Genomic DNA, 13,473 nt, shown 5'->3' on the forward strand with positions numbered 1-13,473 from the left:
GCGAGATTAAGACCCTGGCCTATCCGCCCGCCGCCCTGTTCGGATTGGCCATGGCCATCGTCGCCTACAACGCCTTGGCGGTGATCAAGGCGACGCTGCGTCAGGTGCATGGCGCCGAGACGGTCGAAACCGAGGTCTCCGGCTACTATCTCGTTAACGAAACGGCGTGCGTGGACGCGTGCCTCAACACCCTGATCACGCCTGAGGAATGGGCCGTGTTTCAAACGTTCACGCCCGAGGCGATGGCCGCCTGGTTGCTCGCCACCGCGCAACAGGTGCAGTTGCGCAAGTACCGCAAGCATCCACGTGGTCCGAAGCACACGCCTCCACCTCGCACCCATGATCCGAAAAAGCCGCATGTGTCCGTCGCGCGCTTGCTCGCGCAGCGTCAACAGCCCAAGACGCCCTCCCTGAAGCGGGGGGAACGGCATCCGATGATCGATCACGTATCGTGACCTTCACGGCCATGCTGGCCCGTTCCATGAGGGTCGAGCGCCATGCCAAACGCGCCGCTGACCGACTGCTGCCAGACGGGCGATAGACGATCGTCGCCATCGCTTGCTTGTCGTCGTCCGTGAACGGCGACGACGGGAGATTCATGTAGAGAGGATCCAAGATGAAGGTTTCCACTTCCGCTTGAGTCTGCTCCTTGTCCCTCCAGCGCTCCATGATCAAGCTCGATGAGGTGGAGCGGATCACCATTTGAAACGCTGATCGTTTCTGGTGCCACAGACCGTCCACGTCATCCTTGGATGCCTCGATCATCATTCCGGCCGGTAGCCGGTAGCGCTGATGCCCGATAGGGCGGATCCGCCTCCGCGACGTCGGCGAGCACCATGCCTGCGGCAGGGTGGAACCGCTTCACGTTCCACCCTGCGCGGGCTGGCGTCCAAGAGATCTTTCCCCTCCAGAACCTGGCTGCTAGAGTCCCGCCACGACCAACAGCCGCGAAGCTGACAGATGGCGTGCCTCGTGCCTCGTGCCTCGTGCCTCGTGCCTTGCGGCCCACGGCTGTCGTCCAGTCGCTGCTTGCGCGCCTTTGCGCCCTAAACCCGATCAAGGATCCTCCACTCGATGAACGCACCTCAGTCAAGCCAAACCCTCGCCGCGCGCTTCTCCATGGCCCCCCTGGTGCGTTTCCAGGATCTGATGGAAGTTCTGGGTTAGCGCGGCGATGGCGGCTCCCTGGACGGCTGAGCAGGTCAGTGGCATGGCGCCGGATGCCGCGTCCATCGGCGCGGGTCGCAAGCTGGCGAGCGCCGCCAAGTGGCAGACGCTCGGCCAGACGGATCGGCTGATCTGGGGCGAGATCAAGGGCAGCGGAAGCACGCCTTACCAGACCTGCATCGACACCGCCGGCCCGGCCTTCAAGTGCTCCTGTCCGAGCCGCAAGTTCCCCTGCAAGCACGGTCTGGGACTCGCCTTGGTCCATGCCGCATCCACGTCAGCCTTCGCAACGGAGACGCCACCCGAGTGGGTCGCCGAATGGCTCGCCAAGCGCGAGGCGCGCTCGGAACGTGAGGCGCGACGCGAGACCAAGACAAATGAGCCGGTCGACGAGGCCACCGAACAGCGCCGTGCCACCGCACAAACCAAGCGCCGCGATCAGCGCGAGGAAAAGATGCAGGCAGGTCTCGGCGAGCTACAGCGCTGGCTCGCCGACACCCTGCGCCAGGGCCTGGCACGCGCCATGGAGCAGCATCAGCCCTGGGATCACATGGCGGCACGTCTGGTCGATGCGCAGATCCCAGGCTTGGCGCGCTGGCTGCGCCGCTGCCAGGAGGCGCGCTATGGCTCCGAGCAGTGGCAGGGCACCGCCTTGCAGGCCTTGTCGCGCCTCCAGTTGATTCTGGACGCCTATCAGCGCCGCGAGACCTTGCCGGAGCCGGTCCAGGCGGACCTCTATGAGCTGCTCGGTGTTACCCAAGGCAAGGAGGCGATCCTGGCCCAGTCTGGCGTCGCCGATACCTGGCGGGTCATGGGCAAGTGGACCAGCGACGCGGATCGTCTCCAGGTCCAGCGCACCTGGCTGCGTGGCGAGCGGACCCAACGCTGGGCGCTCCTGCTGGATTTCGCGGTTGCCAACGCCGTTCTGCCGATCACCCCGGAGGAGGGCGCCGGCATCGAGGGCGAGCTGGCCTTTTATCCGGCGACCTGGCCCGTTCGCGCGCTCCTGAAGGCGCGGCAGGGGACGCAACCGGCGCAGCCGAACGCCTTGATCGCCGCATGCGACGGGCTCGACGGACTCTACCGCACCTATGCCGAGCGTCTGGCCGCGACACCCTGGCTAGAGCGGATTCCGGCCGGTCTGCGCGATGTGACTCCGGTCAAGGTGGACGACCACTGGTTTCTGCTCGACGCTGAGCACCGACAGATTCCGCTCGCGCGCCACTTCCCCTTGCGCTGGGAGCTGCTGGCCATCGGCGGCGGCGAGCCCGTGCTGCTGTTCGGCGAGTGGGATGGAGACGCCTTCTTCCCGCTGACGATCGCGGACGCGCGGCGTCTTCAGGGCTTTTACGCACTGCACATGGAGCTGGCGTGATGGAGCTTTGGAACGACCTCACGCGCACCGCGCTGCTCGGAACGGAGCGCGGCACCCGGACCTGGGACGCGCCCGATGCACTCGGGACGGTCTTGTCCAGGCTGCAAGCCCAAGAGGCGGACGCCCCGGTCCAGCTGCTGCGCTGCTCGGCGGTTGTGGGCAATTTTGCCCAAGCCGGGCGATGGCCGGCTCGGCTCGCATCGGCTGCGCCATCGCCAGCCGAGTCGGACCCACGACCGGTCCTCGGGAGCGCCCGGCATCTGCGACTCATGCTCCAGGACGATCGGCTCAAGGCCCTGTTCCCCGAATGGCTGGCACTGCTCGCCGCGCATGGGCTGCGTGCCCCGGAGGCCAGCATTCCGACGCTCCTCGGGCTGGCCTCGCGGAGTCCCGACCTGCGACGGGCCATCATGGCCGTCATCGGCTCGAAGGGCCTGTGGTTGGCGGGACAAAGTCCGGAGTGGGAGCCACTGCTGAGCGTCGCGGATCGCGGACGGCTCGACGCGGCGCTGTGGGAGACCGGTACGCTGGAGCAGCGATTGGCCTATCTGGTCCAGGCGCGCCGCGAGGATCCCGCACAGGCCGTCGAGCGGCTGGCCGCCGTCTGGTCGCAAGACGGTGCCCGTGAGCGACGCAAGCTGCTGGAGGTCTTGAGCGACGCACCAGGATCGGCGGATGTGGCCTTCCTGGAGTCCGCCCTCGCGGACCGCAGCAAGGACGTGCGCGGCGACGCGGCTGGACTCCTGGCCCGAATCCCCGGCTCGACGGTGCGCACGCGGGCGGTAGAGTTGTTGGATAATTGGCTCGGGTTCGAGCCCAAGACCGGGCTGATGGGGACGCTCAAAGGCCGCAAGGGTCAGCTGAGCGTCACCCTGCCCGAGGACTGGGACAGCGCCTGGACGACGATCGGCATCCACGAGAAACCACCCAAGGGGGTGGGGCGGAAGGCCTGGTGGCTGGAACAGCTGTTGGGGCTGGTCGATCCCGACCATTGGGTCGATCTCTGGCAGCGCTCACCCCCCGAGATCCTCCGCATGGTCGAGGGGCACGAGTGGCAAGGCAACTTGCTGGCGGGCTGGCAGCGCGCCACCCGGCGTTTCAGCAATGCCGCATGGGCGCGGGCGCTGATTGCGGGGACGGTCGACTCCGGCTCCGACTCCGGCGCCGCGCTGTGGGCGATCCTGAGTCCCTCGGAGCAGGAGGAGGCGCTAACCCAGTCCCTCGCCACGCCGAGCAAGGGCGAGCCGTTCAAGCGGGCCTTGGATCGCCTCGGTCATCTCGGGCACCGTTGGAGCCCGTCCTTTTCGTCGGCCGTGCTCCAGGCCTGTCTCACGCTGTTCCGCGAGCAGACGCCGGACGCCAACTACGCCCGCTACGCCATCCTCCGTCAGGTTGCGGCGCATCTCGATCCGGGCGGATATCAGCTCATGGAGCAGGGCCTTGAGCCGCACCTTCAGACGACGTCCCCTTGGCAGAAGATCGCCACCGAGATGCTGGACACCCTGAGATTTCGCAACGACATGATCCAGGCCATCGAATCCGCGCGCACCGAATCCGGTTGCATCGAATCAGACCAACGAGGTACGCCTTGAGCACCCAAAGCCCCAACGAAGCCATCCTGCGCCAGCACGCCGAGCAGGAGTTCGCCCACGAACTGGAGGCGCTCAAGGCGGTCGACGAGCATCCCAGGCCGCCCAACTGGACGCTCTCGCCCTGGGCCGTGCGCACCTATCTCATGGGCGGCAAGCTGAGCAATGGGGTCGACATCAGCCCCAAGTACATCGGTCAGGCCCGGCTGATGGAGATCGCCATCTCCACGCTGGCGACCGATCGTGCCCTCTTGCTCTATGGGCTCCCTGGAACCGCCAAGTCCTGGGTCTCCGAGCACCTGGCCGCAGCCATTTCGGGCGATTCCACCCTGGTGGTTCAGGGCACGGCGGGGATCGGCGAGGAGGCGCTGCGCTACGGCTGGAACTATGCGCGGCTGATTGCAGACGGTCCCTCGCGGGCCGCGCTGGTGCCGAGTCCGGTCATGCACGCCCTTGAGCACGGCACCCTGGTCCGGGTCGAGGAGCTGACCCGCGTTCCGGCGGACGTGCAGGATAGCCTCATCACCATCCTGTCCGAAAAGACGCTCCCCGTGCCGGAGCTCAATACCGAGGTCCAGGCACGCAAGGGCTTCAACGTCATCGCCACCGCCAACAACCGCGACAAGGGTGTCAACGAGCTGTCGAGCGCCTTGAAGCGCCGCTTCAACACCGTGGTGCTGCCGGTGCCGGCGACCCTGGAGGAAGAGACCGAGATCGTCCAGCAGCGCGTCGAGCGGCTCGGGCGGGCGCTTGAGCTGCCGGCCGAAAAGCCCGCGCTCCAGGAGATCCAGCGCATCGTCAGCGTCTTCCGCGAGCTGCGCCAGGGCATGACCGCCGACGGCAAGACCAAGCTCAAGACGCCCTCCGGCACCCTGAGCACGGCCGAGGCGATCTCCGTCGTCAACAGCGGCATGGCGCTGGCCGCGCACTTCGGCGACGGCCAGATGCGCGCGGGCGACGTGGCCTCCGGGCTGCTCGGCGCGATCGTCAAGGATCCGGTGCAGGACAAGGTCGTCTGGCAGGAGTACCTGGAGACCGTCGTCAAGGAGCGCTCGGACTGGAAGGATCTCTATCGGGCCTGCCGCGAGCTGTTATGAGCACCCATGTCTTCGGTGTCCGCCACCATGGTCCGGGCTCCGCGCGCAGTCTGCTCGATGCCCTTGAGAGCCTGGCGCCCGACATCGTTCTGATCGAAGGCCCACCGGAAGGCGATGGGCTGGTCGCGCTGGCCCGTCACGCGCAGATGCGCCCGCCGGTCGCCATGCTGGTCTATGCGCCGGATGACCCGAGCGATGCCTCCTATTATCCCTTCGCCCGGTTCTCGCCCGAGTGGCAGGCCATCCACTACGCCCTGGGGCGCGACATCCCGATCCGCTTCATGGATCTGCCGCTCGCCAATCGCATTGCGCTCCGGCGCCGGGCACGCGAGGAGGCGGCGGAGCGTGCCGCATCGGATGCAGACCCCTCAGAGGATGACGGGGCCGAGCCGAGCGCGGAGCCAGCGGAGCCCTGGCGCGGCGATCCACTCGCGCTGATCGCGCAGGCCGCCGGCTACGAGGACAGCGAGCGCTGGTGGGAGCACATGATCGAGGAGCGCCGCGACACCCAGTCGCTCTTCGACGGCATCCGCACGGCCATGACCGCGCTGCGCGAGCATGTCGAAGGTGAGCTTGAGCAGGATCCGCCGATCCTGGAGCGCTATCGCGAGGCCGCTATGCGCAAGATCCTGCGCGCGGCGGAGAAGGAGGGCTTTGCGCGCATCGCCGTCGTCTGCGGCGCCTGGCATGTCCCGGCGCTGGAGAAACGCCCCAAGCAAAGCGAGGACAACCAGCTCCTCAAAGGACTGCCCAAGGTCAAAACGACCGCGACCTGGGTTCCCTGGACCTACGGGCGTCTGAGCTACCACAGCGGTTACGGGGCCGGGATCGCGTCGCCCGGCTGGTACGACCACCTCTGGTCGCAATCCGGCGACGTCGCGACCCCCTGGCTGATCAAGGTCGCCCAGGCGTTTCGGGCCGAGGGGATCGACATCTCCAGCGCCCATGTCATCGAATCCGTGCGTCTCGCCGAGACCCTGGCGGCCATGCGTGCTCGGCCCCTGCCGTCGCTCGCCGAGCTCAATGATGCGACCCAGACCGTCATGCTCTTCGGTGAATCGGCGCCGATGCAGCTCATCCATGCGCGTCTCATCGTCGGCGAGCGGCTGGGGCGGGTGCCTGCCGAGACACCGTCGACGCCGCTACAGGAGGATCTGCGCGCCCAGCAGCGGCGTCTGCGGCTCAAGCCGAGCGCGAGCGATCAGTCCCTGGTGCTCGATCTGCGCAAGCCGAACGATCTGGCCCGCAGCCATCTCCTGCATCGGCTGACGCTCCTCAATGTCCCCTGGGGCCGCAACGGCGGACGCGAGGCCGGCAAAGGTACCTTCAAGGAGTCCTGGCGGCTCAAGTGGGAGCCGGACTTCGAGGTGGCGCTGATCGAGGCCGGTCGCTGGGGCAACAGCATCGAGCAGGCGGCGACGGCGGCGGTCGTTCAGGAGGCGCATCGGCGCGAGGACATCGGCCAGTTGGCGGCCTTGGCGCGGCAGGCGCTGCTCGCCGACCTGGGCGAGGCCATCGAGCCCGTGATCGAACAGCTCCAGGCGCGGGCGGCGCTCGCCGCCGATGTGCTGGTGCTGATGCAGGCCGTCCCGGAGCTGGCCCGGCTGGCCCGTTACGGGGATGTCCGCAAGACGGCGGTCGAGCGCGTCGACACACTCTTGGACGGCCTCCTGGCGCGCATCTTCATCGGCCTCCCCAATGCCTGCAGCGGCATCAACGAGGAGGCGGCGGAGACCCTGTTCGGCCACATCCAGGGTGTCCACGAGGGGCTTCAGCTTCTGGACGATAAGCCGCTCCAAGCCCAGTGGCAGCGCACCCTGAGCCAGCTTGCCGACACCCAGACCCTGCAGGGCATCATTCGCGGGCGCTGCTGCCGGCTGCTGCTCGATACCGGCGCGATGGACGAGGAAGGCGCCGCGCGCCAGCTCGGTCTGGCCTTGTCGAGGGGCAATGAGCCCGGTCAGTCGTCCGCCTGGCTGGATGGTTTTCTGCGTGACAGCGGTCAGCTTCTGATCCACGACCACGCACTCTGGCAGCTCGTCGACCAATGGGTGTGCCAGCTTCCCGAGGAGACCTTCATGCAGGTCATCCCGCTGCTGCGACGAACCTTTTCGAGCTTCGAGGCCGCCGAGCGGCGTCAGATGGGCGAGCGCGTCAAACGCGGACCCATGGCGCTCGGTTCGACGAACGATCATCCCGGCGAGTTCGACCGCGCGCGGGCGGAGGCGACGCTGCCGCTCTTGTCTCGGCTGCTCGGTCTGGAGGACAGTGAATGAGTCAAGACGCACGCGAGCGGCGCTGGCGCCTGATCCTGGGCGGCGAGCAATCCGACGGTATCGGGCTGGCCCTGCAAGGCGAGGATGTCCGCATCGACCAATGTCTCAACGCCGTCTACGGCCAAGCGGGGCGGCGCGGTAGCTTGGCGGGCTCCTCGCCGAACGTGGCCCGCTGGCTGGGCGACATTCGTCAGTATTTCCCGTCCTCGATCGTGCAGGTCATGCAGAAGGACGCCATCGAGCGACTGGGGCTGGAGCAGCTCCTACTGGAGCCCGAGGTGCTGGAGGCGGTCGAGGCCGATGTCCATCTGGTCGCGACCCTCGTGACCCTCAAGCACGTCGTCCCCGCGCGCACCAAGGACACCGCGCGCCAGGTCGTCCGTCGAGTGGTCGAGGACCTGATGCGCCGACTTGAGCAGCCCATGCGTCAGGCCGTGACCGGCGCGCTCAATCGCGCCGTCCGCAACCGTCGCCCCAGGCTCAAGGAGATCGACTGGCACCGCACCATCAAGGCCAATCTCAAGCACTACCAGCCGGCGCAACGCACCATCGTCCCAGAGGTGCGCATCGGCTTCGGGCGCAAGCGCTCTTCACTGCGTGACGTCGTGCTCTGTGTCGATCAGAGCGGCTCCATGGCGACCTCGGTCGTCTACTCCAGCATCTTCGCGGCCGTCATGGCCTCGCTGCCGGCCTTGAGTACCCGGCTGGTGGTGTTCGACACCGCCGTCGTCGACATGAGCGATGCCCTTCAGGACGATCCCGTCGATCTGCTCTTCGGTGTGCAACTCGGCGGCGGGACCGACATCAACCGGGCGCTCACCTACAGTCAGGGCCTCATTCGACGCCCAAGCGACACAGTCTTCGTCCTCATCAGCGACCTCTACGAAGGCGGCGACCAGACCGAGATGCTCAAGCGCGCCGCCAGCATCAAGGCGTCGGGCGTCGAATTCATCACCCTACTGGCCCTGAGCGACGAGGGGGCTCCCTTCTACGACCACCAAATTGCCGGCCAATACGCCGCCATGGGAATACCGACCTTCGCCTGCACCCCGGATCAATTCCCGGCGCTGATGGCTGCCGCGATTGGGCATGAGGATGTCAATGCCTGGGCTGCGCGGGAGGAGATTGTTGCTACGCGGGGGTGAGGTTGAGCGTTTGGTGCGGGTTGGGGGCGAGACGTTGACTACGATGCGCGAGTGCTTGCGGGAATTCGGTTGGAGGCGTTCGGCCTGGGTGCAGGCATGCCGCTTCTCCCTCGCCTGGACGACGCCCAGTGTGTTGCGTTCGGCTTCAGATCTTCGCCTGAAAATGTCTGGATTATCAGGTTATCAAGGCGTATACGCTTTGATAACGGGCGATGCCCCAAATTTGGGCGAAATCGCCCGAATCCTGGGGTAATATCGGATTATCCGGGCCGGGTGGCTCAGATACTCATGGTTAGCGCCTGAAGACAGTGGATGGGTTGATCTATCGAACTCACCAAAGAGCTTATTGCCCAATCACGTGTAATCGCAAAAGGCGAGCGCATCCGTGATGTCGAGAGACTTGTAGATCAATATGGCGGCCGACGGTCAAAATGGATAAAGAAAAGCAGCCCACTTTTTGAGTCAGATGGGCATCTATATGAATTTCACTGGTATGAGCACTACGGTATAGGTTGATTCGAAACTAAACTAAAGCTGGCCTCAGAGAAATGATTGTAAAACTAAAATCTAAAAACCACTCTTATCCAGATCTATCTGATGATCAAAAATACTTCGTCCTCGGCATAGAGGCCAATGATTATAGAATATTGAATGATCTAGGCAAGCCTTATCTTTATGATTCCATGTTGTTCGACGTGCTAGAGTCTACTGAGCCAGTCGATTGGATAACCGAATTTGGTGAGGATGGTGAACGATATTCTTATCCTGCGCCTTTAAACACTCCTGGTTTTTTTGAGGACTTCTTTGACCAAGCGCCTGCGCAAGTTTCCGTATTCTGGCATGTGGTTAATCAAACCCTCGCGCACGCAGCATGAAGCCTGTTGTGCTACTAGAGAGATGAGATCAGAGCTTTGAAGGTGCGAAAATACAACTTGTATAATCAGCATCTTACGCAGGCACCTAGGCGGTGCTCCGGTGGTTAGCATCGGATTTGAGGCAGCGCAAAGCAGGTAAATCAATCGGTTACGTTTCTACACTTTTCGTGACCTTCACAGCCCTGGAGATGAGATGTGGGGTCTTGAAATACGGCAACGGTTAGAGATGCGGTGTCACAGGTACAAATGGGACCAGTTCCGGGGACAGCCAGTTCCGGGGACAGTTTACTAAATTCCAAGAATCCGCCAGAAACATCGGCGAGTCGTTGACCCAATCGGCCATGCGCGTGCGGTCCTGCCGGGGGACCCCTCGACTTCCTGTCTCGTGGCCTGGTTGCCTCCGTAGAGCACTGCGCTAAGCGCTAGTGGTTATGTGCAGAAGCGGTTGCGAAGCGTAACGTAACAGGTTACGATTTGCGGCCTTGATCAACGGATCGTCCAGCCGATCGACGAGGCACCGAGCATCCTTGCAGGCAAAGCGGAGTGGGAGCGGCGCCCCGCCGCGATCGCGCGCCCGTCGCGGCGGGGCGCCGCTCCCACCGAGCACGCGCTTGAGCCAAACGATGATCGAGGCCCGATTCGCGACATGATTCAGAGTTTTAAGCATAAAGGTCTGGAGCGTTTCTTCAAAACAGGGAAGAAGGGCGGAATTCAGGCGAAACATGCAGATCGGTTGAGGCTGATATTGGGTCGACTGGCTGCAGCAACCTCGCAGGCAGATATGAATCTCCCAGGGTTGTATCTGCATGAACTTACGGGAGACCGGAAAGAAACCTGGTCAGTTAGGGTTAGTGGAAACTGGCGCGTTACATTTCGGTTCAATGGTGTTCATGCCGAGGTTGTCGATTATGAAGATTACCATTGAGACAATATCATGCTGATGCACAATCCTCCTCATCCAGGCGAAATCATCAAAGAGCTTTGCCTTCAGCCTCTTGGCATCTCGGTAACGGAGGCGGCAGAGGCACTTGGAATTAGCCGTAAAACCCTATCGAGCATTATTAACGGAAAGTCGGGTATAAGTCCCGAAATGGCGGTTCGTTTGTCAATAGCCTTCGATACTTCGTCTGAGAGCTGGCTAAATCAACAAACGCAGTACGATCTCTGGCAGGCCGAACTGCATCGTAAAGAATTACGGGTTAAGCGGCTTTCGGCGGCGTGAAAGCACAGAAATGGTGGCACAGGTTTGCCTCGGTCGACAAAGGCGGGGTGGAGTGAAACGCCAACGAAAAGAATCGGCAAAAAAGGTCCGCTGACGTCGATGACCGCGCCGGGTCACATGGTGCGGAAGTCCAGGGGCAACCACTCTCGGCAGTCTCGCCAGCGGTCATTCGATCCATCGCGACTGACGCATCGATCCGTGTTCTAACCGATCCGTCGCATGTGCGTACGGGAAATGGGACGAGAATGCTGTCGATATTGTCCAACTGCCGGATCTCCTGTGTGCTGATCGCAATCGTAGTCGCCGCCATCGTCGTACTCCCGCTAATCTCCGTGCTCTTCTTTCGACGGTCGGGTTCAGTGCCGTTGCGGCAGCGTCTGGCGGGGTCCGCCCACGCGCTGTTGGTCTCCGTGACTGTGCCCTACGGTTTGGCGGTTGACGCGTTGACGACCAATGAACCGGGCACAGCTCTTCAGCTGCCCATTCTTGTCTGTCTGTTGCTCGGCGCGGCGTCGATGTTGTATTCCGTTTGGGTGTTCCGGGCGCAACCTGTTTTGTATCTGGCGCACCTCATTACGATCATCGTGGCGGTGCCGGCAGTATTTGTGGCGACCGTTGCAGTCGCGGGATGGACCTGAATCCGCTCACTTCACCGTAACCGGTATCAAGTACAGCCTTTAGTTCGCCACCTGCGGCGGGCGATCTCTGGAAATCGGACAGTGCGCCATCGAGCGAGGATCGCGTGGACTGTGACCGTGCGCGATGCCTGGGCGGCGGAGGCAGATGCGTTGCGCAGTCGATGCCCTGCCTTCGTTGCGCGACCTCGCTGCCGATCCCACTGAGTGTGCTCCCGTCGCCGCGGTGTGCCTCGGGTCTGAGTACAAGATTTGAACAGATTCAAGACAAACTGCGTGGTCTTTAGGTCGTGAAGAACGGGTAGAGCGCCTTGCAAAGGTGTGGTATGAACAGATTTTGTCGTGAGGCGGAACAGGCAGTACCCGCTCGAATCTTCTTCTGTTGCCATCGAGGATATCGACATGCCCTTTCAGAAAGAAACCTTCGCAACCGCTGTTCTCCTGACCCTCGGCCTCAACGCCGGCGCTGTCTCAGAGGCCACGGCCGGTGATGGCTGCACGCGGACGAAGGCCGCCGTCTCCGAAGAGCAGGCGCCCCATCAAGTCTTTGCAAGACATCAGGCCGTCCATCGTGACGGCGGAGCCTTCGACCGAGCATCGATGATGAATGCCGGGTCCGTTCAGCCCGCGGGGTACTGGAGCAGCCAGGATCGCTGGCTGGTCAAGACAGGGATGGCGAAACCGGTGGGCGCCGAATCCAGCGACATCGTCGACGTGGCTGTCGCTGCTGGCAGCTTCGAGACGCTGGTCGCCGCGTTGAAGGCGGCGGGCCTGGTCGAGACGCTCAAGGGTGAGGGGCCCTTTACGGTCTTCGCGCCGACCGATGACGCATTCGCAAAGATCCCGAAGGCGGACCTTGATGCGCTGCTTGCGGACAAAGAGGCGCTGACAGCGATTCTTACCTACCACGTCGTGCCGGGGAAGGTCATGGCCGCAGACGTCGCGGGCCTGAAGAGCGCGACGACCGTGCAGGGAAGTCGCATTACGGTGGACACCAGCGATGGGGTAAAGGTCGATGGTGCGACGGTCATCAAGACGGACATCCTGGCAAGCAATGGCGTTATCCATGTCATCGACTCGGTCATTTCGCCGAAGTAGTCTAGGTTGAAAGCGGCGCGTCGGGCGAGCTGCTCTGAGGAGTTGAACGCAGTCAAGGAGGTGCTCGACCGTCGCGTTTCCCGTCAGCGCCATGGATGGCGCACTATCGACGGGCACCGAGCATTCCAGTTCCGGGGACAATTTCCTTAGTTTCGTTCCGACAGCTCGAAAAGGTCCTGGGTGTTGGAGTTGCTGGGCACAGGCTTGGTTCGGGGCCCCCGTCGCTTGAGAGGGCGCTGAAGCCCTTGCTCAAGATCTTCAACGAAGGAATCGGGACCGAGCAGGCGGCCTGTGCTGGCATGGGCACGCAGTCTATCGCCGATGTCCGACGCATCAGGCTCGCCGATGCAGCGGCCCCAATCCGATATCAGCTCCAGAAGCGGACGCACGCTCACACGCTCATCGTCCGCCCCGGCCAGATGGGGTTTGACGCTGGACCATGGCCAGCCCTCTGGCCTGGCTTAGAGCGGTACACGGAAAGGGTTGCGCTCCACATGCCGCACATACCGGGGAGCGGCGACTAGATGCGGCTCATCCATCACGAACGAATGAAAGCGCTCCTGCCAGCGATCTCCCCGCCAGCCTTCCCGAAAGTCGATCATGCGCGTCCTCAAGCGCACCACGCAGTCCGAACGCATCGGCTGGCACCAGGATCAGATGCACAGGATTCGGCATGAGGCAGTAGTCCAGAATCCGCGTCCGACACGCGCGAGAGCGCGAGAGTGGAAAGCAAACGCCGATACTCGGCGTCGTCCTCATCGCCGAAAAAGGTCTGCTGACGTTGATTACCCCATGGTGCGCGGGGTCATGCCGGGGTCACATGCCGCATGCCGCGGGGTCAGCGCATGCCGCGGGGTTTTGAGTAGACCGGGCACTCCCCGGACGGTAGGGCGACGTTTGTGTTCTCTGTTTGCCGCCTAGTTTCCTGGCGGTGCCACATGATCTCGCCCGTGGTCCAAGTTGCGACCCGGCCCCTCTCAGAACCGGACAAGCG

Annotated in this window: 10 protein-coding genes and 1 pseudogene; all 11 read left to right on the forward strand. The window is 63.5% G+C overall.

Annotated features, from left to right (window positions below; translation table 11 throughout):
* Positions 1-455: pseudogene (locus tag CKO23_RS21945) on the forward strand (hypothetical protein); the annotation flags it as partial.
* A gap of 719 nt (positions 456-1,174) precedes the next feature.
* Entirely contained in the window at positions 1,175-2,542 is a 1,368-nt protein-coding gene (locus tag CKO23_RS21950; RefSeq protein WP_200335111.1) for a hypothetical protein, read from the forward strand.
* The gene (locus CKO23_RS21955) at positions 2,542-4,134 is read left to right on the forward strand and encodes a DUF5691 domain-containing protein (protein ID WP_200335113.1); all 1,593 of its coding nucleotides are present in this window, start codon (positions 2,542-2,544) and stop codon (positions 4,132-4,134) included. Before CKO23_RS21950 ends, CKO23_RS21955 begins: the two co-directional genes overlap by 1 nt.
* Positions 4,131-5,228 carry an ATP-binding protein gene (locus tag CKO23_RS21960; RefSeq protein ID WP_200335115.1) on the forward strand — a complete coding sequence of 366 codons (1,098 nt, stop codon included), beginning with the start codon at positions 4,131-4,133 and terminating at the stop codon, positions 5,226-5,228. Before CKO23_RS21955 ends, CKO23_RS21960 begins: the two co-directional genes overlap by 4 nt.
* The gene (locus CKO23_RS21965; RefSeq protein ID WP_200335117.1) at positions 5,225-7,504 is read left to right on the forward strand and encodes a DUF5682 family protein; all 2,280 of its coding nucleotides are present in this window, start codon (positions 5,225-5,227) and stop codon (positions 7,502-7,504) included. Before CKO23_RS21960 ends, CKO23_RS21965 begins: the two co-directional genes overlap by 4 nt.
* Positions 7,501-8,649, forward strand: coding sequence for a VWA domain-containing protein (locus CKO23_RS21970; RefSeq protein WP_200335119.1), 1,149 nt, complete (start codon positions 7,501-7,503; stop codon positions 8,647-8,649). The genes CKO23_RS21965 and CKO23_RS21970 overlap by 4 nt, the downstream gene beginning before the upstream one ends.
* 548 nt (positions 8,650-9,197) lie before the next feature.
* On the forward strand, positions 9,198-9,524 hold the full coding sequence (locus tag CKO23_RS21975; RefSeq protein WP_200335121.1) for a hypothetical protein: 327 nt from the start codon (positions 9,198-9,200) through the stop codon (positions 9,522-9,524).
* Between the two features lie 646 nt (positions 9,525-10,170).
* Entirely contained in the window at positions 10,171-10,449 is a 279-nt protein-coding gene (locus CKO23_RS21980; RefSeq protein WP_200335123.1) for a type II toxin-antitoxin system RelE/ParE family toxin, read from the forward strand.
* A gap of 9 nt (positions 10,450-10,458) precedes the next feature.
* Entirely contained in the window at positions 10,459-10,746 is a 288-nt protein-coding gene (locus CKO23_RS21985; RefSeq protein WP_200335125.1) for a HigA family addiction module antitoxin, read from the forward strand.
* Between the two features lie 281 nt (positions 10,747-11,027).
* The gene (locus CKO23_RS21990; RefSeq protein ID WP_200335127.1) at positions 11,028-11,384 is read left to right on the forward strand and encodes a hypothetical protein; all 357 of its coding nucleotides are present in this window, start codon (positions 11,028-11,030) and stop codon (positions 11,382-11,384) included.
* A 399-nt stretch (positions 11,385-11,783) separates the two neighbouring features.
* Positions 11,784-12,479 carry a fasciclin domain-containing protein gene (locus CKO23_RS21995; RefSeq protein ID WP_242482644.1) on the forward strand — a complete coding sequence of 232 codons (696 nt, stop codon included), beginning with the start codon at positions 11,784-11,786 and terminating at the stop codon, positions 12,477-12,479.
* Positions 12,480-13,473: the final 994 nt, after the last annotated feature.

Origin of the sequence: Thiocystis violacea (assembly GCF_016583565.1) — a bacterium.
Taxonomy (GTDB): Bacteria; Pseudomonadota; Gammaproteobacteria; order Chromatiales; family Chromatiaceae; genus Thiorhodococcus; species Thiorhodococcus violaceus_A.

Bases quoted from the DNA above. Each gene is read 5' to 3' on its own strand.
- CKO23_RS21980 (WP_200335123.1), top strand. From the start codon at position 10,171: ATGATTCAGAGTTTTAAGCATAAAGGTCTGGAGCGTTTCTTCAAAACA.
- CKO23_RS21995 (WP_242482644.1), top strand. From the start codon at position 11,784: ATGCCCTTTCAGAAAGAAACCTTCGCAACCGCTGTTCTCCTGACCCTC.
- CKO23_RS21970 (WP_200335119.1), top strand. From the start codon at position 7,501: ATGAGTCAAGACGCACGCGAGCGGCGCTGGCGCCTGATCCTGGGCGGC.
- CKO23_RS21965 (WP_200335117.1), top strand. From the start codon at position 5,225: ATGAGCACCCATGTCTTCGGTGTCCGCCACCATGGTCCGGGCTCCGCG.
- CKO23_RS21955 (WP_200335113.1), top strand. From the start codon at position 2,542: ATGGAGCTTTGGAACGACCTCACGCGCACCGCGCTGCTCGGAACGGAG.
- CKO23_RS21975 (WP_200335121.1), top strand. From the start codon at position 9,198: ATGATTGTAAAACTAAAATCTAAAAACCACTCTTATCCAGATCTATCT.
- CKO23_RS21950 (WP_200335111.1), top strand. From the start codon at position 1,175: ATGGCGGCTCCCTGGACGGCTGAGCAGGTCAGTGGCATGGCGCCGGAT.
- CKO23_RS21985 (WP_200335125.1), top strand. From the start codon at position 10,459: ATGCTGATGCACAATCCTCCTCATCCAGGCGAAATCATCAAAGAGCTT.